Raw genomic sequence first — 22,484 nt, 5'->3', positions numbered from 1 at the left:
GTTACGTGACGTCCGCGTTTTTGTTTTTCTGCCCGACCATCCATGCCGACCTACTCCACTCTCGACGCCTGGCTCGCCCATCTGGAAACCGCTCACCCTGTGGGCATCGATATGGGCCTCACGCGCATTGGTCGCGTGAAAGAGGCGCTCGGACTGCAATTCCCGTGCCCCGTCTTCACGGTGGGCGGTACCAACGGCAAGGGATCGACCTGCGCGATCATCGAAGCCATTCTGCTCTCGGCGGGTTATCGCGTGGGCTGTCACACGTCGCCGCATCTGATCTCGTTCAACGAACGCGCCCGCCTGAATGGCGAGAACGTCGACGACGCGACGCTGCTGAAGCATTTCGAGGCGGTCGAGGCCGCACGCACGAGCTTCGAAACGCCGGTCTCGCTCACGTATTTCGAGTTCACCACGCTGGCGATCATGCACTTGTTCGCCACCGCCGGGCTCGATGCCGTGATTCTGGAAGTCGGCCTGGGCGGGCGTCTCGATGCGGTGAACATCATCGACCCCGATTGTGCCGTCGTGACCAGCATCGACATCGATCACGCCCAGTATCTCGGCGACACCCGCGAGGCGATTGCCATCGAGAAGGCGGGCATCTTCCGCACGGGAAAGCCGGCGATCTGTGGCGATCCCGTGCCGCCGGCCTCGTTGCTGGCCGAGGCGGAGCGCATTGGCGCGGACCTGTGGCTGTTCGGTCGCGATTTCAACTATCAGGGCGACAAGCAGCAGTGGAGCTATGGCGGACGCCAGATGCGCCGCCCGTCGCTTGCGTATCCAGCCTTGCGGGGCGCGAACCAGTTGCTCAACGCGTCGGCGGCGCTGGCCGCGCTCGAATCGATGCGCGACACGCTCCCGGTGTCGGCGCAGGACATTCGGCTGGGGCTCTCGTCGGTCGAGTTGCCGGGGCGGTTCCAGGTGCTCCCCGGGCGTCCGGCCGTGGTGCTCGATGTGGCGCACAACCCGCACGCCGCTGCCGCGCTTGGCCACAATCTCGACGGCATGGGCTACTTTCCTTACACATACGCCGTGTTCGGGGCGATGGCCGACAAGGATATCGAGGGGGTGCTGCGGCATCTCGTCGACAAAGTGGATCACTGGCGCCTGTGCGCGCTGCCGACCGAACGTGCCGCGAGTCCACAGAAGCTGGAAGCGAGTCTGCGGGCGGTGGGGTTCGCGCCGGATGCCGATCATTCGGTCGAGACCTTTGACTCTCCCGAGAAAGCCTATGCCGCCGCGCTCGAGCAGTGCGGGGAGAATGATAGAATTGTGGTTTTTGGATCGTTCTTTACGGTGTCCGGCGTCATGTCGCACCGCAAATTACAGCGCCATTAAGGCATGACGGGACGTTGGCCGTGACAATTGCTTACGAGAAATGTCATGCGCGGTTCGCCCCCGATGCGCGATCATCATCCGTCCAACGACGCGAGTTACGACCAGAGCCAAGGGCCTATGGGATTGTTTTCCTTCCGCAAGAAAGACGCCGAAGCCGTTCCCCCCAAGCGCGGTAGCCGCCGGAGCGGCCGAACCGGCGCCCGTGCGGCGGGAGCGGGCGAATACAGCGAGCACGAGCAACTCGATCCGCTGCTGCCCGAGAAGCAACGCGCGCGCCGCCGTCTGGTGGGGGCATTGGCGCTGGTGCTCGCCGCCGTCATCATTCTGCCGATGGTGCTGGCCCCCGAGCCGAAACCGTCGGCTGACGACATCGCGATCCAGATTCCCGGAAAGGACACCAACTCGCCGCCCGTGCGCGTGAAGCCGAAGGCAGCCACGCTGCCGACCGACGCGTCGCTCGACAAGGGCGAAGTCGCGCTCGACAGCAATGCACTGGCCGGCGCGAACGCCGCCAAGCCGGCGGTCTCGACGCCCGCCCCGGCACCGACGGCCGTGCCGCCTGCCGCCGCGATGACCCCCGTGCCGAGCACAGTGCCGGAACCGGCGGTGGCGCAAGCGAAGCCGGAGAGCAAGCCGGAAGTCAAGAAACCCGAGCAGCACGCGGACGTGAAGCCGGCCGTGAAGCCGGAGTCGCACGACACGGCCAAGGCGCAAGCCAAGGCGCAGCCGAACAACAACGTCGCCGATCCCATTGCACAGTTCGCCCAGAACAACACGACGGCCAAACCCGCCAAATCGGCGGATAGCCACGACAGTGCGCAGAAGCCGGCGGCATCGAGCGGCAAGTACCAGGTGCGCATTGGCGCATTTTCGACGCAAGACCGGGCGCAGGCCTGGCTCGTCAAGCTCAAGCTCGTGAATGTGCCGAGCTACATGGTGAAGAGCAAGGTGGGGGGCCGTGAACTTTACCTGCTGCGCGCAGGACCGTTCGCCGATCGCGCGAGTGCGGAAGCGGCGGGCAAGAAGATTCGCGACGCCGGACTGACGGCGCAGGTCGCCGAGGCAGGCTGAGTTGAGCGATCCGGTGCATGGCGGTCTGCTGACCGTGGTGGATTACGGGGCCATTGCCATCCTGCTCGGCTCGATGCTGCTGGGCATGTTGCGCGGTCTGGTGCGCGAGTTGTTCAATCTGGTGGGCTGGGTCGTGGCGTTCTTCGTGGCGCGCGCCTTCGGCCCGGCGCTAGCGCATTGGTTGCCCGCCGATCTGCCCGGCGGCGAGATGACGCAAGGCGCCCTTGGCTTCCTGCTGGTGCTGGTCGCGGTGGTTTTTGGCGCCGGTATCGTCAGCGCGCTCGTCGGGCGCATGACCGATCTGATCGGGTTGCGTCCTGCCGATCGCGGATTGGGCATGATGTTCGGCATCGTGCGCGGCATGTTGCTCTTGATGTTGTTGATGGTCGCCGCCAAGTTAACGTCATTGCCGCAACAACCGGTGTGGCAGCAGTCGCTGGTGCGTCCGTGGGTCGAGGCGGGGTTGTCGCGGCTCATGCCGTATCTGCCCGAACCGGTGCAGCACTATCTGCACAATCCCGAGGCGGCGGTGCCGAGCGTCAATCCGCTGGGAACGCCGATTCCGTTGCCGCAGTTGGCGCCGTATCGTGGCACGCCGGATACGGGCGGGCAGGGCGGGCATGGTTCGCCGCGCCATTCGGACGGTGAGCGCGCCGAGGGGACTTCCGGCGCTGCGGAGACCTCGGGGACGTCCGCCCCAATGGGCGGTGGCGCCCTTCGCGGCGGTAGCGGCGGTAGCCTCGGCACGGGGCTGACGGGCGATGGCCTGAGCGGCCAAGGCGCGCTCGGTCAATCGCAGGGGTGGGGCATGCGCAGCGGCGGGGCAGGCGGGGCGGGCGGATCGGCCACGCCGTCGACCGGCCTGCACAAGGTTTCCGAATGACGGATAATACGGTCCGTTAGTTGCAGATTTCGATGTTTTTTGAAGGATTCATGCCATGTGTGGCATCGTCGGTGTAGTTTCCAAATCCCCGGTCAACCAGTTCATCTACGATAGTTTGCTGCTGCTGCAGCACCGCGGCCAGGATGCCGCCGGTATCGCGACGACGGATGGCCAGTCCTTCTACATGCACAAGGGCAACGGCATGGTGCGCGACGTGTTCCGCACGCGCAACATGCGCGACTTGCCGGGCAACGTCGGTATTGGCCAGGTGCGCTACCCGACGGCCGGCTCGTCGAGCGCCGCACAAGCCCAGCCGTTCTACGTGAATGCACCCTACGGCATCGTGCTTGCCCACAACGGCAACCTGACGAACTGGGAACAGCTCAAGGACGAGATGTTCCGTGTCGACCGCCGCCACATCAACACCACGTCCGATTCCGAAGTGCTGCTCAACGTGCTCGCGCACGAGCTGCAGGAAAGCTCGCGCAGCGGCCTGAGCGTCGGGTCGCTGTTCGAGGCGGTGGGCAAGGTGCATGGTCGTTTGCGCGGCTCGTACGCCATCGTGTCCATCATCTCCGGTTTCGGTCTGCTCGCCTTCCGCGACCCGCACGGCATTCGGCCCCTTTGCATCGGACGCTTCGATGGCCCGAACGGCACGGAGTGGATGGTGGCGTCGGAGTCCGTGGCGCTTGAGGGCATGGGCTTCGTGTTCGATCGCGACGTCAAGCCGGGCGAGGCGGTCTTCATCAGCAACGACGGTGAGCTGACGTCGCAGTTGTGCGCCGTCGCCGCCTCGTTGCATCCGTGCATTTTCGAACTCGTGTATCTGGCGCGTCCGGATTCCGTGCTCGACGGCGTGCCGGTCTACGATGCGCGCCTGCGCATGGGCGACTACCTCGCCGAGAAGATCCGGCGCGAGATCGACTATCAGGACATCGACGTCGTCATGCCGATTCCGGACTCCAGTCGTCCGGCCGCGATGCAGGTCGCCAAGCGACTGGGCCTGAATTATCGCGAAGGCTTCTTCAAGAACCGCTACGTCGGCCGTACCTTCATCATGCCCGGTCAGGCGATGCGCAAGAAGTCGGTGCGCCAGAAGCTCAACGCCATGCGGGTCGAGTTCAAGGACAAGAACGTGCTGATCGTCGACGATTCGATCGTGCGCGGCACGACCAGTCAGGAAATCGTGCAGATGGCACGTGACGCCGGCGCGCGCAAGGTGATCTTCGCGTCGGCCGCGCCGCCCGTGAAGTTCCCGAACGTGTACGGCATCGACATGCCCACGCGTAGCGAGCTGGTGGCACATGACCGCAGCGATCAGGAAGTGGCGCGCATCATCGGCGCCGACGCCCTGATCTATCAGGACGTCGAAGACATGAAGGCGGCCGTGCGTGACATCAACCCGGCGCTGGCCGACTTCGACGCCTCGTGCTTCGACGGCAACTACATCACCGGTGACGTCACGCCGGAGTATCTGACGCGTCTGGAGCAGCAGCGCAAGGCGCCGAAGGCCCCGGTGGTGGAGTCCGGTGACGGCGACGACAACGAGCCGCGCGGGGCGCAGCTCGGCCTCTGAGCCGACCCTGGCGCAGCGGGCGGCGGGGATTTTCCCTCCCCGTCGGCAACGTGCTACACTCGTTTTCACGTCGATTTGAATTCAGCTTGCGGACGTGGGGGAACTTCCCCGAAACAGCTAAAGCGAGGCCTAGACAGATGGATTTCGAGCCCGTTTTGCTGAACAGCGAAACGGGCTTTTCTTTTTTCGGCCGGCGGGCGGGCCAACCTAATGACGAGACACACGATGGACTCCTTCGACTTCGATACCCTGGCGGTGCGCGCTGGCACGCAGCGCTCCGAATTTGGTGAGCATTCCGAGGCGCTTTACCTGACCTCGAGCTTTGTATTCAAGAGCGCGGCCGAGGCCGCCGAACGCTTCGCGCATTCGGAGGAGGGCTTCACCTACTCGCGCTTTACCAATCCGACCGTGTCGATGTTTCAGGACCGTCTGGCCGCGCTCGAAGGCGGTGAGGCGTGCATGGCGACCGCGTCGGGCATGAGTGCCATCGTCTCGGTCGTGATGTCGGCGCTCTCGGGCGGCGACCACCTCGTCAGTTCGCAAAGCATTTTCGGCTCCACGCTCAACGTCTTCTCCACGATCTTCAATCGCTTCGGTGTCGAGACGACGTTCGTCGACCCGACCGATCTCGACGCCTGGCGTGCCGCGATCCGTCCGAACACGAAGATGTTCTTCCTCGAGACGCCGTCCAACCCGCTCACCGATATTGCCGACATTACCGCCATCGGCCAGATTGCGAAGGAAGCGGGTGCCTTGTTCGTCGTCGACAATTGCTTCTGTACGCCGGCGTTGCAACGGCCCATCGAGTACGGCGCAGACGTCGTCGTGCATTCCGCGACAAAGTTCCTCGACGGTCAGGGCCGCGTGCTGGGCGGGGCGATTGTCGGCACGAAGGAATTCATCATGGGCAAGGTGTTTACGTACGTGCGCAGCGCCGGTCCGACGCTGTCCGCGTTCAACGCCTGGGTGTTGCTCAAGGGCTTGGAGACGCTGTCGCTGCGTGTCGAGAAGCAATCGGAGAACGCGCTGGCGATCGCGCAGTGGCTGGAGCAGCAGCCGCAGGTCGCCCGTGTGTATTACCCGGGACTGCCGTCACACCCGCAATACGAACTCGCGCAGCGCCAGCAGAAGGCAGGCGGCGCGATCGTCGCGTTCGAACTCAAGGGGGCAACCCCGGCCGAGCAGCGTGAGAACGCTTGGCGCGTGATCGACAACACGCGGGTGTGCTCGATCACCGGCAACCTCGGCGATACGCGAACGACGATTACGCATCCCGCGAGCACGACGCACGGTCGCATCACGCCGCAAGCGCGCGCCGCGGCGGGCATCACCGAAGGCCTGATCCGCCTGGCGGTCGGTCTGGAGTCGCCGGCCGACATTCGGGCCGATTTGGCTCGCGGTTTCGTGAGCTGAGCGGAGTGGCCGTCATGAGTCGATTCTGGAGCGCGGGCGTTGCCGATCTGACGCCCTATGTGCCCGGTGAGCAGCCGCAGATGCAGCGTCTCATCAAACTCAATACCAATGAGAACCCGTACGGTCCGTCGCCGCGCGTGCTCGCCGCGATTCGCGAGGCGCTCGGCGGCGATGCGGACGCGCTCAAGCGGTACCCGGACCCCGACGCCCGCCGCTTCAAGCAGGCCATCGCCACACGGTTCGGCCTGGAAGTGGCCAACGTGCATGTGGGCAATGGGTCCGACGAAGTGCTGGCGAACGTGTTTCAGGGATTGTTGAAGCACGACAAGCCGATTCTGTTTCCGGACATCACCTACAGCTTCTACCCGGTGTACTGCGGGCTGTACGGCGTGGCGTTCGAGAACGTGCCGCTGACGGACACGTTCGAGATTCGCGTCGACGACTACCTCAAGCCCAACGGCGGCATCATCTTCCCGAATCCGAACGCGCCGACAGGTCGCCTGCTGGCCGGTGGCGAGATCGAGCGTTTGCTGGCGGGAAATCCGGATTCGGTGGTCATCATCGACGAGGCCTACATTGACTTCGGCGGCGAGAGCGCAGCGAAATTGATCGCGAAGTATCCGAACCTGCTCGTGGTTCAGACCCTCTCGAAGTCGCGCTCGCTGGCGGGGCTGCGTCTGGGCTTCGCCATCGGGCATCCGGATCTGATCGAAGCGCTCGAGCGCGTCAAGAACAGCTTCAACTCGTACCCGCTCGACCGTCTCGCGCAGGCAGCCGGCGTGGCCGCCCTTGAAGACGAGGCATATTTCGACGCAACGCGTCGGGCGGTAATCGCAAGCCGTGAGGCCCTCGTGACGCGCTTGTCGGCGCTGGGTTTCGAGGTGCTGCCGTCGACGGCGAACTTCGTGTTCGCGCGTCACCCGTTGCACGACGCAGCCCAACTGGCGTCGGCGCTGCGGGAGCGCTCGATCATCGTGCGCCACTTCAAGCAGGCGCGCGTGGCGCAGTTCCTTCGCATCACGGTCGGCACGGAAGCGGAGTGCGTTGCGTTCACGGACGCGTTGAAGGAAATTCTGGCGGGCTGACGAGGCTTGGGACGTCTCGACGTCGCGCAAGACGACGCGGGGGGACGATCATTCCCCCTGAGGGCCGGCAGTGCGGCAACGTGGAACGTTGCCAGCACTGTCGGCCCTTTTGTTTCATGTGATGAGATGTCTCCGGGGGCGCCGGGAAACGCACCGGCCTGAGCGCGCTGGCAGGGCAACAGGAATCCGCCGCCTGCGTTATGCTGTTGGGCGTGTTGCCAACCGGAGACTTCAGCATGTCGCACAACGTAGAGCTTTTCATTAACGGGCAGTGGAAGGGAGGCGCGGAAGGTCTCACGCTGCCGATCGAAAACCCGGCCACTGGCGAAACCATCGGAACTGTCGCGCGAGCGACCCAGCCGGATCTCGACGCCGCCCTCGCGGCGGCGGAAGCGGGCTTTGCCAAGTGGCGCGAAATCGCACCGTTCGAGCGCGCCAAGCTCATGCGCAAGGCCGCCGGTCTGCTGCGCGAGCGCGTCGGCGACATCGCACGTCAGATGACGATGGAGCAGGGCAAGCCGATCGGCGAAGCCAAGGGCGAACTGCTCTCGGCGGCCGACATCATCGAATTCTTCGCGGAAGAGGGCAAGCGCGCCTACGGCCGTCTGGTGCCGGCCCGTGTGCCGAATGTCTACCAGATGGTGATCCCGACGCCGGTCGGTCCGGTGGCGGCATTCACGCCGTGGAACTTCCCGGTCAATCAGGTGGTGCGCAAGGTCTCGGCTGCGCTGGCCGCCGGTTGCTCGGTGATCGTCAAGGCACCGGAAGAAACGCCCGCCTCGCCGGCCGGGCTGATTCGCGCCTTCGCCGACGCCGGACTGCCCGACGGTGTTCTGAACCTGGTGTATGGGGTGCCTGCCGAAATTTCGTCGTATTTGATCCCGCATCCGACGATCCGCAAAGTGTCGTTCACGGGTTCCACGCCGGTGGGCAAGCAACTGGCGGCGATGGCCGGTCTGCACATGAAGCGTGTGACGATGGAACTCGGCGGGCATGCGCCGGTGCTGATTTTCAACGATGCCGATATCGCTGCCGCCGTGCGCAATCTTGCTGCCGGCAAGTTCCGCAACGCCGGTCAGGTGTGTATCGCACCGACTCGTTTCCTCGTGCAGCGCGGCGTGTACGATCAGTTCGTCGACGCCTTCGTGAAGGCCGCCGAAGCGGTGCGCGTGGGTAACGGGCTGGATCCGGAAACGACGATGGGGCCGCTGGTCAATGGCAAGCGTTTCGAGGCGATCAGCGCGATCGTCGACGATGCGGTGGCCCAAGGCGCTCAGCTCAAAACCGGCGGTAAGCGTGCGGCTGAAGGCGGTCACTTCTACGCGCCGACGGTGCTGTGCAACGTGCCGTTGAGCGCGAAGATCATGCACGAAGAGCCGTTCGGCCCCGTCGCGATCGTCAATCCGTTCGATACGGAAGAGGAAGCCATTGCCGAGGCGAACCGTCTGCCGTACGGCCTGGCAGCATATGCGTACACGACGTCGCAGGGCACGGCGCATCGCCTGTCGGCGCGCGTCGAGACCGGTATGCTGACGATCAACCATTCGGGGCTGGCCCTGCCGGAAGTGCCGTTCGGCGGTGTGAAGGACAGCGGCTACGGTTCGGAAGGCGGCCCGGAAGCGCTCGAAGCGTACCTGCAGCCGAAGTTCGTGTCGCGGCTGGAGGCCTGACGCGGGCTGGCCCGGGTTATCTGCGACAAGTCGGCAGATAACGGTCGGGTCGCAAGCCGATGCGAGCTATCGCATCGGCTTTTTTGTTGCCCCGTCGGCCGACGCCATATCCATGGATGCTCGATACGGGCGTGCGTTGATGCTGCGCGCTGCCGGGGCAAACGCGTCGCTCATCACGTCGTGCGACGCATTGTAGTAAGTCGTGTCGATGTCGAGCAGGCCGAGCATGGTGTGGTCGAGCTGATCGGTTTGATAGGGCCGGGATTCCAGCGTTGCGCGCCGCTTCGCATCGATCCTGCCTCGCGTCCAGACGAGCATCGGGATCTCGTAGCCGGAGGCATCGGCGACAGACTGTCCGGTGTGATTGCGGGTGTGACCAACCTCCTGGGCGTGGTCTGAGCTGAACAGCAGGCTGGCGTCGGACGTCGCCGTGGCCGCCATAGTCTTGCGGATCAGACTGGCGACCACGTAATCGTTGTAGGCGATGGCGTTGTCATATTCGTTGCGCAAGCGACGCACCCAGAGCGACCGACCTTGCGTCGCGAGTTGGCGCACGACGGCATCGTCCGTGTTGTCGAAGCGTGCAAAGGCCTCCGGGTAACGCATATCGTAGGTCGGATGCGCGCCGAGCAGATGCACGACGATAAGCTTGCGGGGGGCGTCGCTCGCGAGTGCGGCTTCGACCTCCGGCAACAGGTTGCCGTCGTAATTGTTCTCGCCGCGCCCCAAGCCCTTGTTGATGAAGACCCGCTCGTCGGCGCGATTGGCGACGAGTCCCAGCCAGCCGTCGTTGGGCGCCTGATTCGAGATCCAGTAGGTGCGATATCCCGCTTCCTTGGCGAGCATGACGAGATCGGGCTGATGCGTCCAGGCGTCGGGATCGGCGAGGCTTGCGGGAGTGAGCATCTTGATGAGGGAGGCCATGGTCGCGGGCTCGGACGACACCACGTCACGGAAGACGGTGAGTTCGCGCCGCAATGCGTCGAGCATCGGCGTGGTGTTGCGCGCATAGCCGTAGAGCGACATGTTGTTGCGGTTCAGGCTCTCGCCGATCACCCACACAACGGTCTTGCGCGCGGGCCCCCGATACTGCACGCGCCAGTCGTTGCGCTGGGCCATGTTGCGGTCGAGTTCGCGTTGAAGCGTGTCGGCATGCGCGAGTTGTCGCTGGTAGTCGAGATAGCGGATCGGCCAGTAGAGCAGCGGGTTTTCCTTGGCCATCGTCGGATTCAGATGCAGCGCGAAAAAGCCCAGGAGCAGGCTGGTCACGGCGATTTGGCTGCGGCGCCGCATTGGCGGTAGAGCGTTCGCGGCCTCCGCCCGCGACAGGCGGCGCTCGAGCACGACGACCGCCGACATCAGCACGGCGAAGACCCCGCTTGCCTCGGCGAGGTCGCGCCAGTGGTGGCGGAAGAACTCGCTGGCTTCCGAAGGGTTCGTGTTGAACACCGCTTGCAGGACCAGCAGATGGTTCGGGCGCAGACCGAAGTAGTCGCGCAGAAACCCTTTGGTGGCTGCGTCGAGAAAGAAGACGGCAACGATGCCCAGCGTTGTCGCGCTCAGCCATGCCGGGCGCGTGCGCAGCATCAGGCACAAGCCCGTAAGCCCGGGTAGGGCGGTTGCCATGAGCGCCGCGCTCTTGCCGTACTCTTTGGCGCTGAGCATGCCGAACGCCCAGAACAGGGCCAGGCCGCCCAGTCCGATGAGCAGGCGGTAGAGAAGTGGTTTCAAGGTGCGTGTCTCCCAATGCGTCGCGCACGTCGTTGCGTGCCTGTCGATGGCCGCTTGTCCGGCGCCGGGCCAGTTCCGGTTGGCATGCGGCGTGGCGCCTGGCACCGGTCAGCGCCGCAATTCGACCAGAAATTGGGAGATTGGTGTCGTGAATGCGAATATTTTTAGGCGAATTCTATTCGTTATTCGGCGTATTCCGACCAATATGCCTGTATCCGACCAATCGACTTAGCCTGAAGGGCCGCGGGCGAGGCGCTGGCGCCGCCACGCGGCGGGGGGCTGGCCGTAGTGCTGGCGAAACGCGTGGGACAAGGCGCTTTGGTCGTTGAAGCCGACCTCCAGGGCGATGTCGGCGAGCGTTGCGTCGCCAGTGCTCAGCAATGTGGCCGCACGTGCGAGCCGCAGGCGCATCAGATGCTGGTGAGGCGTCTCGCCGGTGATCGCGACAAAGGCATCGTGAAAATGACGCACGCTCATGCCGGCTTCCCGTGCCAGCGTTCCCGTACCTGGTGGCGTTGCCAGCGCAGTGCGCAGTCGGGCGTCGATGCACGCCAGGTCCAGCCGAACGGGGCGCTGTGCGGGGCGGGACGACGCCAGCCGCGCCGTGAGGGCGCCCAGCCAAGCACGCACGACAGGGTCGTTCGCGCTCAGGGGACACTCGCCGTCCATGCGCGCGCTCACGCGCCGGGCCATTGCCAGCAGGTTCGCGTCGAGCGTGAAAAAAGCCTCGTGCGCAAACGCGCGCTGCGAGCCTGTCGCCGTCGCCAGACGCGACGGCACATCCAGCACGACTTGTCGGTTGGGGCCGTCGCCCCGGTACTCATGCCGCACGCCGGCTGGAATCACCACGCCGTTGCGCGTGCCCACACGCCCGTATTGCGTTGCATTGCCGTCCAGCGACATCGACATGCGCCCGGACAGTCCGATCACGACCTGATGAAAGTCATGCGTGTCGGTGCGATCGGTCGGGCAGTATTCGCGGAGCGCGAGGATCGGGATGGACATGGCAGGAGAAGAAGAATACGACCGTGATCGAATGGCGAAGTATCCGACGTTATCACCGATCGACGAAGTAAGGCGCACAAGGGGGGGGCGACCTCACGTTCTCGGTGAGTGCGCGCACGTGGCTGATATAATGCCAGCTTCCGAATGTTGGCGACCCGCCTGCGCGAGACCCTCCGCCGCGGGCGTTTTTGTTTGTCGCCGACGCGATGCACCCACGCCAAATCATGACCACTGTCCGCACCCGCTTTGCGCCTAGCCCGACCGGTTTCATCCATCTGGGCAACATCCGTTCCGCTCTTTATCCGTGGGCCTTCGCGCGTCACAATCACGGCGCGTTCGTGTTGCGCATTGAAGACACCGATCTCGAGCGTTCGACCCCGGAAGCCGTGCAGGTCATTCTCGAAGGCATGGAATGGCTCGGCCTCGATTACGACGAAGGTCCGTTCTACCAGATGCAGCGCATGGACCGCTATCGCGAAGTGCTCGAGCAACTGAAGGCCGCCGGTCACGTCTATCCGTGCTACATGAGCATGGAAGCCCTCGACGAGCTGCGCGAGCAGCAGCGCGAGCGCGGTGAGAAGCCACGTTACGACGGTCGCTGGCGTCCGGAGCCGGGCAAGGTGCTGCCCGAGCCGCCGGCCGGTGTGCAGCCGGTGTTGCGCTTCAAGAACCCGCTCGCCGGCAGCGTGGTGTGGGAAGACGCCGTCAAGGGCCGCATCGAAATCTCGAACGACGAGCTCGACGACCTTGTGATCGCGCGTCCGGACGGCACGCCGACCTACAACTTCTGTGTGGTTGTCGATGACATCGACATGGACATTACGCACGTGATTCGTGGCGACGACCATGTGAACAACACGCCGCGTCAGATCAACATCTTCGAAGCACTCGGCAAGCAGCCGCCGATCTACGCCCATCTGCCCACGGTGCTTAACGACCAGGGCGAAAAGATGTCCAAGCGCAACGGCGCCATGAGCGTGGTCCAGTATCGCGAGGAAGGGTTCCTGCCCGAGGCGGTGGTGAACTATCTGGCACGGCTGGGCTGGGCGCACGGCGATGCCGAAGTGTTCTCGCGCGAGCAGTTCGTGACGTGGTTCGACCTCGATCATCTGGGCAAGTCGCCCGCACAGCACAATCCCGAAAAGCTGCTGTGGATGAACAACCAGTACCTCAAGCAGGCGGATAACGAGCGCCTGGCCGGGCTGACCGAGCCGTTCCTGCAGAAGGCGGGCGTGTCGATCGAAGGCGGTCCGTCGCTCGCAGGTGTGGTCGGGCTGTTCAAGGACCGGGCGAACACGATCAAGGACATCGCGGCGAGCGCCGAAATGTTCTATCGCAAGCCGGCACCGTCGAACGACGATCTGGCCCAGCACATGACGGATACCGCGCGCGCGGCCGTGAAGGATCTTGGCGTGGCGCTGGCGGCGTTGCCCGAGTGGACGAAGGCGGCCATCTCGCCGGCATTCAAGGCCACGCTCGCCCAGCATGGCATGAAGATGCCGCAGCTCGCGATGCCGGTGCGTCTGCTCGTGGTTGGCACGACGCACACGCCGGCCATCGACGCCGTGCTCGAACTGCTTGGCCGCGATACGGTGCTGGCGCGTCTGGGCGCCTGAGGAGCACAGCGTGCGAGCGCTTTCCGGGCCGCCAGCGGCGGCGCCGGAAACACAAAACCCCGGGATGCGCGAGCATCGCCGGGGTTTTTTGCGAGGGGGGCGCCATCACATCCAGCGCCCCTGCGCACGCCTTACGACGGCAGGTTGCCTTCCGAGGCAACCGCGCTGGCGGCGCTGGCCCTGGCCGGCGACACCGGACGCTTGGCGCGCGAATAGCCTTCGAGCAGCTTGACCATCTGCGCGTAGATCTTCGGGTTGCCCGCGAGGACTTCGCCTTCGAACAGGAAGTCCGATTCGCCGGTGTAGTTGCCGACCAGACCGCCGGCTTCGGTAATCAGCAGGCTGCCGGCCGCCATGTCCCACGCGTTCAGTCCCTGCTCGAAGAAGCCGTCCATGCGGCCGGCCGCGACGTTGGCCAGATCGAGTGCCGCCGCGCCCGGACGGCGGATGCCCGCGCAATGCTCGGTCATCGTGCCGAACATCTTCAGATAGTTCTCAACGCCTTGCAGGTCGCGGAACGGGAAGCCGGTGCCGATCAGGCCATCGGCCAGACGATCGCGGCGCGACACGCGAATGCGCTTGCCGTCGAGAAAGGCGCCACGGCCACGCGATGCGGTAAACAGTTCGTTGCGGGTCGGATCGTAGATCACGGCTTGCGAGACGATACCCTTGTGGGCGAGCGCGACCGACGTGCAGTAGTATTGCAGGCCGTGAATGAAGTTGGTGGTGCCGTCGAGCGGATCGATGATCCACTGGTATTCGGAACCCGACTTGCCATGTTCCTCACCCGATTCTTCGGCGAGGATGGCGTGGTCCGGATAGGCTTGCAGAAGGGTTTCGATGATCGCTTGCTCAGCCGCTTTGTCCACTTCCGTCACGAAGTCGTTGTGCTGCTTTTTGGTGACCTTGACAGTGTCGATGTCGAGAGAGGCGCGGCTGATGATGTTGCCGGCGCGGCGCGCGGCCTTCACCGCGATATTGAGCATGGGATGCTGCATGACAGATTCCTGTTAAGGCCATTGCCGTCGGTACGCGCGACCCCCTCTGGGCCGGCCGTCAGGCATGGCAGACAAAGCGAACAAATTGAGCAAGAGCGATGCCCCGCAAGCGCCGCGCACCGGGTGGCGGCTCGTTTGCAAGGACGAAAACGCGCATTTTAGCAAAAACGCGGCGCCTGCGCTGAGACGTCTTCGGGTTTCGCGCCTGCTTCTGACCCTTTTTCGGGGTTCGGCGGTTTCATGGCAGTACCGGCGAGGTCCGGCGATCGGGGCCACCATGACCGCCCGCAGCGTTCGCGATTCAGGGCAAAATAGCAACGTTTGCCGTTGAACGGCCGGCCGAGCCGAATGACAAGCAGGGACCGGTTCCGATCCCGGTGACGGCGCGTCGTGTTTTCGCATGCCTCTGTTTCCACTCCTCATCACTGCCTCATGTCACAGTCTGCTGTTGCCCATCCCGCGTCGTCGTTGTTCGATCAAGTGCGTTTCGTGCTCAACGAGACGAGCCATCCCGGCAACGTCGGGTCGGCCGCCCGTGCAATCAAGACGATGGGGTTTGGCCGGCTGGTCCTGGCCGCACCGCGCGCGGGGGCCGACGTGCTGCGCGATCCGGAAGCCGTGGCGCTCGCGAGCGGCGCCGACGACGTGCTGGCGAATGCGTGGGTCGTGCCCGATCTCGATTCGGCCTTGCAGGGCGTGAGCTGGGCCGTCGCCTTGTCGGCGCGTTCGCGTGAATACGGGCCGCCCAATGCCGAGCCGCGCGAGAGCGCCGCAATCGCAGTGCAGCACGCGGGGCAGGGCGAGGCGGTGGCGTTCGTGTTCGGTAGCGAGCGCACGGGTTTGTCCAATGACGATGTCGAGCGCTGCAATGCGCTTGTCCATATCCCCGCCAACCCGGTGTACAGCTCGCTCAATCTCTCGCAGGCGGTGCAACTCATCGCTTACGAAGTGCGCATGGGCTGTCTGGCGCGCGAGCGCGGCGAAGGACCGCATGCCGCGACGGTGGCCGTGTTGCCCTCGGAACTCGATGCCACCGCGCATGCGTCGCTGGCGACACGCGATGACGTCGAAGGCATGCTCGTGCATCTGGAGCGTGCGCTCGTCGAACTCGATTTTCTCGACCCCGAGAATCCGAAGAAGCTCATGACGCGCCTGCGCAGACTTTTCGCAAAGAGCCATCTGGAGCGTGAGGAGGTCAACATCCTGCGCGGCATCGCGAAGCACATTCTGGAGCGCAAGCACCGGCGGTGACCGGTCACCGCTCGCCGCGCTTTTTGCACCCACCGTACCCAGTGTGCCCGCCATGCGCGACCTTCACGAAGGGCGCGGGCCCCGGTAACGCCGCGATGATCCGCGCCAGAACGGCCGGACACCCACCACAGGATCGAATTCAGACTCATGTTCACCCGTCTTCGCGAAGATATCGCCGCCATTCGACAGAAAGACCCGGCTGCCCGCAGCAACTGGGAAGTTTTCACGTGCTACCCGGGCCTGCATGCCGTGATGCTGCATCGCGTTGCCCACGGATGCTGGACCTCCGGCTTCAAATGGCTTGGCCGCTACGTGTCGCAATATGCGCGCTTCCTCACCGGCATCGAAATCCACCCGGGGGCGACGCTTGGCCGCCGCGTCTTCATCGATCACGGCATGGGTGTGGTGATCGGCGAGACGGCCGTCATTGGCGATGACTGCACGATTTACCAGGGCGTCACTCTCGGCGGCACGTCGCTTGCGCGCGGCGCGAAGCGCCACCCGACGCTGGCACCCGGCGTGATCGTGGGCGCGGGCGCCAAAGTGCTCGGCGGTTTCACCGTGGGCGAGGGCGCGAAGATCGGCTCGAACGCGGTGGTGGTGAAGGCGGTGCCCGCCGGCGGCACGGCGGTGGGCAATCCCGCGCGCATCATTCGCCCCGACGCGCCTCGCGAGGACACGCAAGCCAAGCCGAACGACCACGAGCGCAAGCCGGAATTCTCCGCTTATGGCATTACGCCGAACGCCGACGATCCCGTCTCGCTTGCCATTCACGGACTGATCGAGAACGCGACCGATCAGGCGCACAAGATCGATGTGATGGTGGCGGCGCTCAACCAGCTTGGCGCGCATCTCGAAGCGTTGGGCGCGAGCAAGATCGATACCGCGGAGCTGCGCAAGCTGGGCAAGGAAATCCAGGACATGTAACGCGCCATGGCGCGAGGTCGCGCTTGTGCTTGCGAAAACGGCCCGTCATCCGCACGGGCCGCCTTGCTTTGGGGGGCAACGCCTTAGCGGTTGCCGGGGGCGGAGTCCGCAAGATCGATCGCCCGTAAGCCGTGGCTGTCCCATTGCAGATAGCCGCCACGCGGCGTCGCCACATCGAACTCCCAGTCGGGCAACACCCAGCGCACGCGGCGGCCGTCGGCATGGCGTGCCGGACGATGCGTATGCCCATGCACAAGCGTGCGCTCACCGGCGGCGTCGAGCAGGGCGGCGATGGCTTGCGCGTTGGCATCGGCGTAGGCCATGCGATGCGCACCCTTGGCGGCACTGCGCCGCCGGATGCGATTCGCGATGGCCATGCGCAAGCGCAGCGGCAGCGTCAGGAAGAGCGCCTTGCCGAGCGGCGAATGGGCGACGCGTCGAAAGCGCTGATAGCCCACGTCGTCGGTGCACAACTGATCGCCGTGACTGAGTACCAGCGCCTGCCCGAGAAACGAGAACACGCACGGATCGTCGAGCAGGATCGCACCGGCCGCGCGTGCGAAGCGCTTGCCGAGGAGGAAGTCCCGATTGCCGCGCATCACGGCAATCGGCACGCCGCTCGCGGACAGTTCCGCCATGGCGGCCGTCATGCGACGTGCGAACGCGCCGAGGGGTTCGGGGGGGCGCGTGGAGGCTTCGGTGCGGGTGTCGGTCAGCGTGGCGACGTCGAGCATGTCGTCGCCGATCCAGTATTCGAACAGGTCGCCGAGAATGAACAGGACGGACGCTTCACGCGCGGGGCCGCGCAGGAAGTCCTCGAAGACTTGCACCGTGCGCGGCAGCGCCGGCGAGAGGTGAAGATCGGAAATGAAAAGCGCGGGCCCGTCGCCCCGTGGTGTCACAGGGCATGGCGAGCACCGCGCAGTCGATGCTGGCATCGAGAGGCTGCGTTGGCGGTGGACGCGCTTACGCGACGATCACGGCCTTCTCGATGACGACGTCGTCCACCGGCACGTCCTGGTGGAAGCCCTTCGAGCCGGTTTTCACGCCCTTGATCTGATCGACGATGTCCTGGCCTTCGACGACCTTGCCGAACACGGCGTAGCCCCAGCCTTGCGGCGTCGGTGCGCTGTGGTTCAGAAAGTCGTTATCGCTGACGTTGATGAAGAACTGCGCCGTGGCCGAATGCGGATCGTTCGTGCGGGCCATGGCCAGCGTGTACTTGACATTCTTCAGGCCGTTGTTGGCTTCGTTCTCGATCGGCGCCTCGGTGGGCTTTTGCTTCATGCCCGGCTCGAAGCCGCCGCCCTGGATCATGAAGCCATTGATCACGCGGTGGAACACCGTGTTGTCATAGAAGCCGTTCTTGACGTAGTTCAGGAAGTTCTCGACCGACTTCGGCGCCTTGTCGGCGTCGAGTTCGATGCGAATGACGCCGTGATTCGTGTGCAGTTCAACCATGATGCTTTCCTTCAGATGAAATGGTCCCGTTGGGCCGGAGAATGTCAGCGCTTGACGACGCTGGCCGATTCGATCACGACGGGCGTGGCCGGCACGTCTTGGTACATGCCCTTGCGGGTCGTGGCAACGCCCTTGATTTTCTCGACGGTATCCATGCCGGATACCACCTTGCCGAAGACCGCGTAGCCGTAGCCGTCCGGGTTGGGGTAGTCCAGTGACGCATTATCCTTCACATTGATGAAGAATTGCGCGGTCGCGGAGTTCGGGTTCGACGTCCGGGCCATCGCGATGGCGCCGGTCACGTTCTTCAGGCCGTTCTGCGATTCGATGGGGATCGGCGCGCGAGTGGGCTTTTCATTCATCTCCGGCGTGAAACCGCCGCCCTGGATCATGAAGTTGCCAATCACGCGATGGAAGATCGTGCCGTTATAGAAACCGCTGTTGACGTACTGAAGGAAGTTCTCGACCGTTTTCGGCGCGGCCTTCGGGTTGAGTTCGACGACGAAGTTGCCGGCCGACGTTTTGAACAACACTTGCGGCTGGACGTCCTGCGCGAACGCACTCAGGCTCGTCCCCGACAGGGCGGCCGCAGCGAGTGCGCCGCCGAGCAGCGCGCGACGCAGGCGATTCGGAAAATTCATGCATGTCTCCGTAGGCAATGAGGGATCGATTCTTGGGACGACGGGGGCGGGGTTTAGTTGCCCGACTTGCCGACGCTCTTGAGCGCGGCGTCGTCGCCAGACTTGGGCGCTGACGGGGTCTGGCTCACGGGCGCGGCGCGCTGCGGGGCGAGCATGTTGGACAGGATTTTTTCGCGGTTCGACACGCGCGCGGTCGGTGCGAGCTTGAGCGATTTCTGATACGCCTGCTGCGCGAGCTTGGCGTAGATGTCGCCGAGATTCGCATACGCCACGGCGAAACTCGGGTTGTTGCGAATCGCGCTCTCGAGGGCCGCGCGTGCCTTGTCGTACTCACCGACCTGCGCGTAGAGCGCCGCGAGGTTGTTGAACGGCTCGGGCAGTTCCGGGAAGTCTTGCGTGAGCGCGGTGAAGGCGTCGATGGCTTCGGCGTTGCGGCCCATTTCCATGAGCACGCGCCCGCGTGTGAAGCGCACCTGCGCGTCGCGCGGATATTGCTTGAGGTGTTCGTCGGCTTTCGCGAGCGCGTCGTTGAACTTGCCTGCGGCGACCAGTTTGTCGATGGCCGACTCGCTGGCCTGCTGCGGTGTTTGCAGCGGTGCGGGCGGCGGCGGATCGATGATGGCCTGTGCCCCGGCGGGGAGCGAGAACAACGTGCCCGCGAGGCCGAGGGTAACGCCGGCAAGCGCCAGCGCGCGGGCGCTGCGAGCGGCAGCGGCGACCGGGCGGTGTGCGCGGAGCAGGCGCGTTGCGGGAGACAAAAGTGACCGGCTTCGTTGCGTCATAGTGGGTGCTTGGGATACCTGAGAGGTGCGCAAGAGATGCTATACTCGGCCGCATTCTAACAAAACACCTGCGCCCGGCCCGCGCCATTTATTGTTATGGCGGTGGATACGGTTCGCAGGTTCGTTTTTTCTACCGCACGGCGCGCAGCCCGCCTCGCGATGTCGCCCCCGTCACGTCGTGTGTGATGGCGCCGGAGACATCGTCGCAGCGCCCGGCGCTGGTGCCGCCCGGTCAAGCGCTTATCTATGGATTCACTGCGTGTCTACAACTCGCTCGCGCGAGACAAACAGCCGTTCGTATCTCTCGTTCCCGGCGAAGTCCGCATGTATGTTTGCGGGATGACGGTGTACGACTACTGTCACATCGGCCATGCGCGCGTCATGGTGGTGTTCGATATGGTGCAACGTTGGCTGCGAACGCTCGGCTACCGCGTGACCTACGTGCGCAACATTACCGATATCGACGACAAGATCATCAAGCGTGCTGTCGAGAACGGTGAAACGATGCGCGAATTGACGACGCGCTTCATTGCCGCCATGCACGAAGATGCCGATGCGCTTGGTGTGCAGCGTCCCGATCACGAGCCGCGTGCCACCGACTTCATTCCACAGATGGTCGACATGATCGGCACGCTGCAACGCAACGGTTACGCCTATCAGGCCGACGACGGCGACGTGAATTATGCCGTGCGCAAGTTCGCCAGCTACGGACAACTCTCGGGCAAGTCCATCGAAGATCTGCGCGCTGGCGAGCGGGTTGCCGCCAATGCCGCGAAGCAGGATCCGCTCGATTTCGTGCTGTGGAAGCGCGCTAAGGAGACCGAGCCCGACGAGTCGAAGTGGGCCTCGCCGTGGGGCGCGGGCCGTCCGGGCTGGCACATCGAGTGCTCGGCGATGAGCTGCCAGTTGCTCGGCAATCACTTCGACCTTCACGGCGGCGGGGCGGATCTGCAGTTCCCGCACCACGAGAACGAAATCGCCCAGAGCGAGGGCGCGACGGGCGAAACGTTCGTGAACTACTGGATGCACAACGGTTTCGTGCGTGTGGACAACGAGAAGATGTCCAAGTCGCTTGGCAACTTCTTCACGATTCGCGAAGTGCTCGCGAAGTTCGACGCGGAAGTCGTGCGCTTTTTCATTCTGCGCGCGCAATACCGCAGCCCGCTCAATTACAGCGATGCGCATCTCGACGACGCGCGTGGCGGTCTGACGCGACTGTATACAGCGCTCAAGGATGCGACGGGCGACGGCGCGCCACTCGACTGGAACGAGCCGTTCGCGCAGCGTTTCGCCGCGGCGATGAACGACGACTTCAATACGGCCGTGGCGATCGCCGTGCTGTTCGATCTCGCTGGAGAAATCAACAAGCAGCGCGATCCGGTGCTCGTGCGTCAGTTGCAGGGGCTCGCCGCTACGCTTGGCCTGCTTGGCCGCGATCCGCAATCGTTCCTGCAAGGGGCGGCGGGGAGCGACTCGGCCGGCGACGACGACGCCTTGCGCACGTCGGTCGAGGCGCGCATCGAAGCCCGTGCGCAAGCCAAGCGCGAACGCAATTTCGCCGAGGCCGATCGTATTCGCGCCGAACTGCTGGCCGAAGGGATCGTGCTGGAAGACCGTCCCGGAGGCGCCACCGAATGGCGTCGTGCCTGAGCGCGACGCATCGAGGCAAATTTCATGGTGACTCGTAACTCCGTGGCCGCTAAGGTGGCGACCAAAACTGCCGCAGCGAAGGGCGCGAAGGGGGCCGTGAAGGCCACCAGATCGGTCGCGCCGACCGACGATGGCGAACGCCGTGCGCCGGCCAAGGTGGCCGGCAAGCGCGCGACGACGAACGTCAAGTCGGGTCGCAAGACCGCGACGGGGAACACGGCGGCGAAGCCAACGCAGGCCGGCGCCGCCCGCAAGGCCGCGCCGCCGCCGGCGCAAAAAACCGCAAAGCAGGTTGCGCAAAAGGTCGCCAGAAAAGTCGCAGAGAAGGGCGTAGAAAAGCGCGTACAAAAGCGCGTGCAAAAAAGCGCGGAAAAGTCTGCAACGCCGGTCACCGACAAGGTCGCAAAAAAGGCCGCACCGAAGGCTGGAACGAAGGTCGCGCGCAAGGCGCCGGTGAAGGCCGCGCCGTCGACGCCCGACGACGCGCGCCGGGTCATCGCCAAGCGCGATGGCGAGACGCGTATCGTGACGCCCGAGATCGAGCGCATCGACCACGACATCGTCGAGCAGGTCGTGACAGGCGTGGTGCCGCTACCGGTCGCGGCGGGGGCGACGCGCCCGCTCTACTGGGATCAGGCCTGCGCCGACCTCATGAAGCGCGACCGTATTCTCAAGAAGTTGATCCCTCAATTTGGTCCGGCCCATCTGACCGGGCGCGGCGAGCCGTTCGTTACGCTGGCGCGCTCGATCGTCGGTCAGCAGATTTCGGTGAAGGCCGCGCAGGCCGTGTGGGATCGCGTGCAGGCCACCTGTCCGAAGCTCACGCCAGCGCAGTTCATCAAGGTAGGGCACGATGCGCTCGCCGGTTGCGGGCTGTCGCGCCGCAAGGCCGAGTACATTCTCGACCTGGCAACGCACTTCAAATCCGGCGCGCTACACGTCGACGCCTGGGCCAGCATGGACGACGAGGCGGTCATTGCGGAGTTGACCGGCATTCGCGGCATCGGTCGCTGGACCGCCGAAATGTTCCTGATGTTCAACCTGTTGCGCCCCGACGTCCTGCCGCTCGACGATGTCGGGCTGATCAACGCCATCAGCGTCAATTATTTCAGCGGGGAGCCCGTCACACGCAGCGAAGCGCGTGAAGTGGCCGCCAATTGGGAGCCGTGGCGCTCCGTCGCCACCTGGTATATGTGGAGAAGCCTCGAACCGGTGCCCGTCGAATACTGAAAGTTCAGTCAAAGACGTATAATCCGCGTCCATCCCATCGCATCCAGTCATTATTGACGTCTATTATGGATTGAGTGGCAATGAAAGTTGTCTATCTCGACCGGGTAGACGTTGCCGGCGGTACAATACGCTGCCGCATTTCCGGGGGAAGCC

19 protein-coding genes are annotated in these 22,484 nt (G+C 64.4%); 12 read left to right on the top strand and 7 right to left on the bottom strand.

Features of this window, described 5'->3' with window-relative positions; translation table 11 throughout:
* Nucleotides 1-42 precede the first annotated feature (42 nt).
* The 7 genes from folC (at nt 43) to PanNE5_RS21085 (ending at nt 9,039) form a co-directional block, all read left to right on the top strand.
* Nucleotides 43-1,341 carry a bifunctional tetrahydrofolate synthase/dihydrofolate synthase gene (folC, locus tag PanNE5_RS21115; RefSeq protein WP_026132093.1) on the top strand — a complete coding sequence of 433 codons (1,299 nt, stop codon included), beginning with the start codon at nt 43-45 and terminating at the stop codon, nt 1,339-1,341.
* Between the two features lie 45 nt (nt 1,342-1,386).
* Nucleotides 1,387-2,412: an SPOR domain-containing protein gene (locus tag PanNE5_RS21110; RefSeq protein WP_261938760.1), complete on the top strand. Its 1,026-nt coding sequence runs from the start codon at nt 1,387-1,389 to the stop codon at nt 2,410-2,412.
* A 1-nt stretch (nt 2,413) separates the two neighbouring features.
* Nucleotides 2,414-3,295, top strand: a complete 882-nt coding sequence (locus PanNE5_RS21105) for a CvpA family protein (protein WP_261938759.1) — start codon at nt 2,414-2,416, stop codon at nt 3,293-3,295.
* A 55-nt stretch (nt 3,296-3,350) separates the two neighbouring features.
* Entirely contained in the window at nt 3,351-4,871 is a 1,521-nt protein-coding gene (purF, locus tag PanNE5_RS21100; protein ID WP_017234689.1) for an amidophosphoribosyltransferase, read from the top strand.
* 225 nt (nt 4,872-5,096) lie between these two features.
* The gene (locus PanNE5_RS21095; RefSeq protein WP_130025622.1) at nt 5,097-6,284 is read left to right on the top strand and encodes an O-succinylhomoserine sulfhydrylase; all 1,188 of its coding nucleotides are present in this window, start codon (nt 5,097-5,099) and stop codon (nt 6,282-6,284) included.
* 14 nt (nt 6,285-6,298) lie between these two features.
* The gene (gene hisC / locus PanNE5_RS21090) at nt 6,299-7,369 is read left to right on the top strand and encodes a histidinol-phosphate transaminase (RefSeq protein ID WP_017234691.1); all 1,071 of its coding nucleotides are present in this window, start codon (nt 6,299-6,301) and stop codon (nt 7,367-7,369) included.
* Nucleotides 7,370-7,605: 236 nt separating this feature from the next.
* On the top strand, nt 7,606-9,039 hold the full coding sequence (locus PanNE5_RS21085) for an NAD-dependent succinate-semialdehyde dehydrogenase (protein ID WP_026132096.1): 1,434 nt from the start codon (nt 7,606-7,608) through the stop codon (nt 9,037-9,039).
* A 66-nt stretch (nt 9,040-9,105) separates the two neighbouring features.
* Here PanNE5_RS21085 and PanNE5_RS21080 read toward each other — a convergent pair whose 3' ends face one another.
* Both PanNE5_RS21080 and PanNE5_RS21075 read right to left on the bottom strand, forming a co-directional pair.
* Nucleotides 9,106-10,770 carry a phosphoethanolamine transferase gene (locus PanNE5_RS21080; RefSeq protein ID WP_261938758.1) on the bottom strand — a complete coding sequence of 555 codons (1,665 nt, stop codon included), beginning with the start codon at nt 10,768-10,770 and terminating at the stop codon, nt 9,106-9,108.
* 228 nt (nt 10,771-10,998) lie between these two features.
* On the bottom strand, nt 10,999-11,775 hold the full coding sequence (locus tag PanNE5_RS21075) for an AraC family transcriptional regulator (RefSeq protein ID WP_261938757.1): 777 nt from the start codon (nt 11,773-11,775) through the stop codon (nt 10,999-11,001).
* 221 nt (nt 11,776-11,996) lie between these two features.
* On the opposite strand from PanNE5_RS21075, the gene gltX reads away from it, so the two are divergent.
* A complete protein-coding gene (gene gltX, locus PanNE5_RS21070) occupies nt 11,997-13,391 on the top strand; it encodes a glutamate--tRNA ligase (RefSeq protein ID WP_150563115.1) in 1,395 nt (464 codons plus the stop codon).
* Between the two features lie 131 nt (nt 13,392-13,522).
* Here gltX and PanNE5_RS21065 read toward each other — a convergent pair whose 3' ends face one another.
* A complete protein-coding gene (locus tag PanNE5_RS21065; protein WP_017234696.1) occupies nt 13,523-14,389 on the bottom strand; it encodes an inositol monophosphatase family protein in 867 nt (288 codons plus the stop codon).
* 432 nt (nt 14,390-14,821) lie between these two features.
* Here PanNE5_RS21065 and PanNE5_RS21060 point away from each other — a divergent pair, with 432 nt between their 5' ends.
* Nucleotides 14,822-15,640 carry an RNA methyltransferase gene (locus PanNE5_RS21060; RefSeq protein ID WP_051060230.1) on the top strand — a complete coding sequence of 273 codons (819 nt, stop codon included), beginning with the start codon at nt 14,822-14,824 and terminating at the stop codon, nt 15,638-15,640.
* 147 nt (nt 15,641-15,787) lie between these two features.
* Nucleotides 15,788-16,567 (top strand): serine O-acetyltransferase, encoded by a 780-nt coding sequence (gene cysE / locus PanNE5_RS21055; protein ID WP_017234698.1) that lies wholly within the window; start codon nt 15,788-15,790, stop codon nt 16,565-16,567.
* Nucleotides 16,568-16,650: 83 nt separating this feature from the next.
* Here cysE and PanNE5_RS21050 read toward each other — a convergent pair whose 3' ends face one another.
* The 4 genes from PanNE5_RS21050 to PanNE5_RS21035 all read right to left on the bottom strand — a co-directional run bounded on the left by PanNE5_RS21050 (nt 16,651) and on the right by PanNE5_RS21035 (nt 19,427).
* The gene (locus PanNE5_RS21050; RefSeq protein WP_017234699.1) at nt 16,651-17,469 is read right to left on the bottom strand and encodes a UDP-2,3-diacylglucosamine diphosphatase; all 819 of its coding nucleotides are present in this window, start codon (nt 17,467-17,469) and stop codon (nt 16,651-16,653) included.
* Nucleotides 17,470-17,533: 64 nt separating this feature from the next.
* A complete protein-coding gene (locus tag PanNE5_RS21045) occupies nt 17,534-18,028 on the bottom strand; it encodes a peptidylprolyl isomerase (RefSeq protein WP_017234700.1) in 495 nt (164 codons plus the stop codon).
* Nucleotides 18,029-18,072: 44 nt separating this feature from the next.
* Nucleotides 18,073-18,651 carry a peptidylprolyl isomerase gene (locus PanNE5_RS21040; protein ID WP_026132098.1) on the bottom strand — a complete coding sequence of 193 codons (579 nt, stop codon included), beginning with the start codon at nt 18,649-18,651 and terminating at the stop codon, nt 18,073-18,075.
* A gap of 71 nt (nt 18,652-18,722) precedes the next feature.
* A complete protein-coding gene (locus PanNE5_RS21035) occupies nt 18,723-19,427 on the bottom strand; it encodes a tetratricopeptide repeat protein (protein ID WP_261938756.1) in 705 nt (234 codons plus the stop codon).
* A gap of 270 nt (nt 19,428-19,697) precedes the next feature.
* Between PanNE5_RS21035 and cysS the strand changes: the two genes are divergently transcribed.
* The gene (gene cysS / locus PanNE5_RS21030) at nt 19,698-21,101 is read left to right on the top strand and encodes a cysteine--tRNA ligase (protein WP_017234702.1); all 1,404 of its coding nucleotides are present in this window, start codon (nt 19,698-19,700) and stop codon (nt 21,099-21,101) included.
* Between the two features lie 354 nt (nt 21,102-21,455).
* The gene (locus PanNE5_RS21025) at nt 21,456-22,331 is read left to right on the top strand and encodes a DNA-3-methyladenine glycosylase (protein ID WP_315973497.1); all 876 of its coding nucleotides are present in this window, start codon (nt 21,456-21,458) and stop codon (nt 22,329-22,331) included.
* Nucleotides 22,332-22,484 lie beyond the last annotated feature (153 nt).

It is taken from the genome of Pandoraea sp. NE5 (genome assembly GCF_024363545.1).
Taxonomy (GTDB): domain Bacteria; phylum Pseudomonadota; class Gammaproteobacteria; order Burkholderiales; family Burkholderiaceae; genus Pandoraea; species Pandoraea cepalis.
The sequence above is the reverse complement of the archived record's forward strand: the minus strand, read 5'-3'. Positions and strand labels throughout refer to the sequence as shown.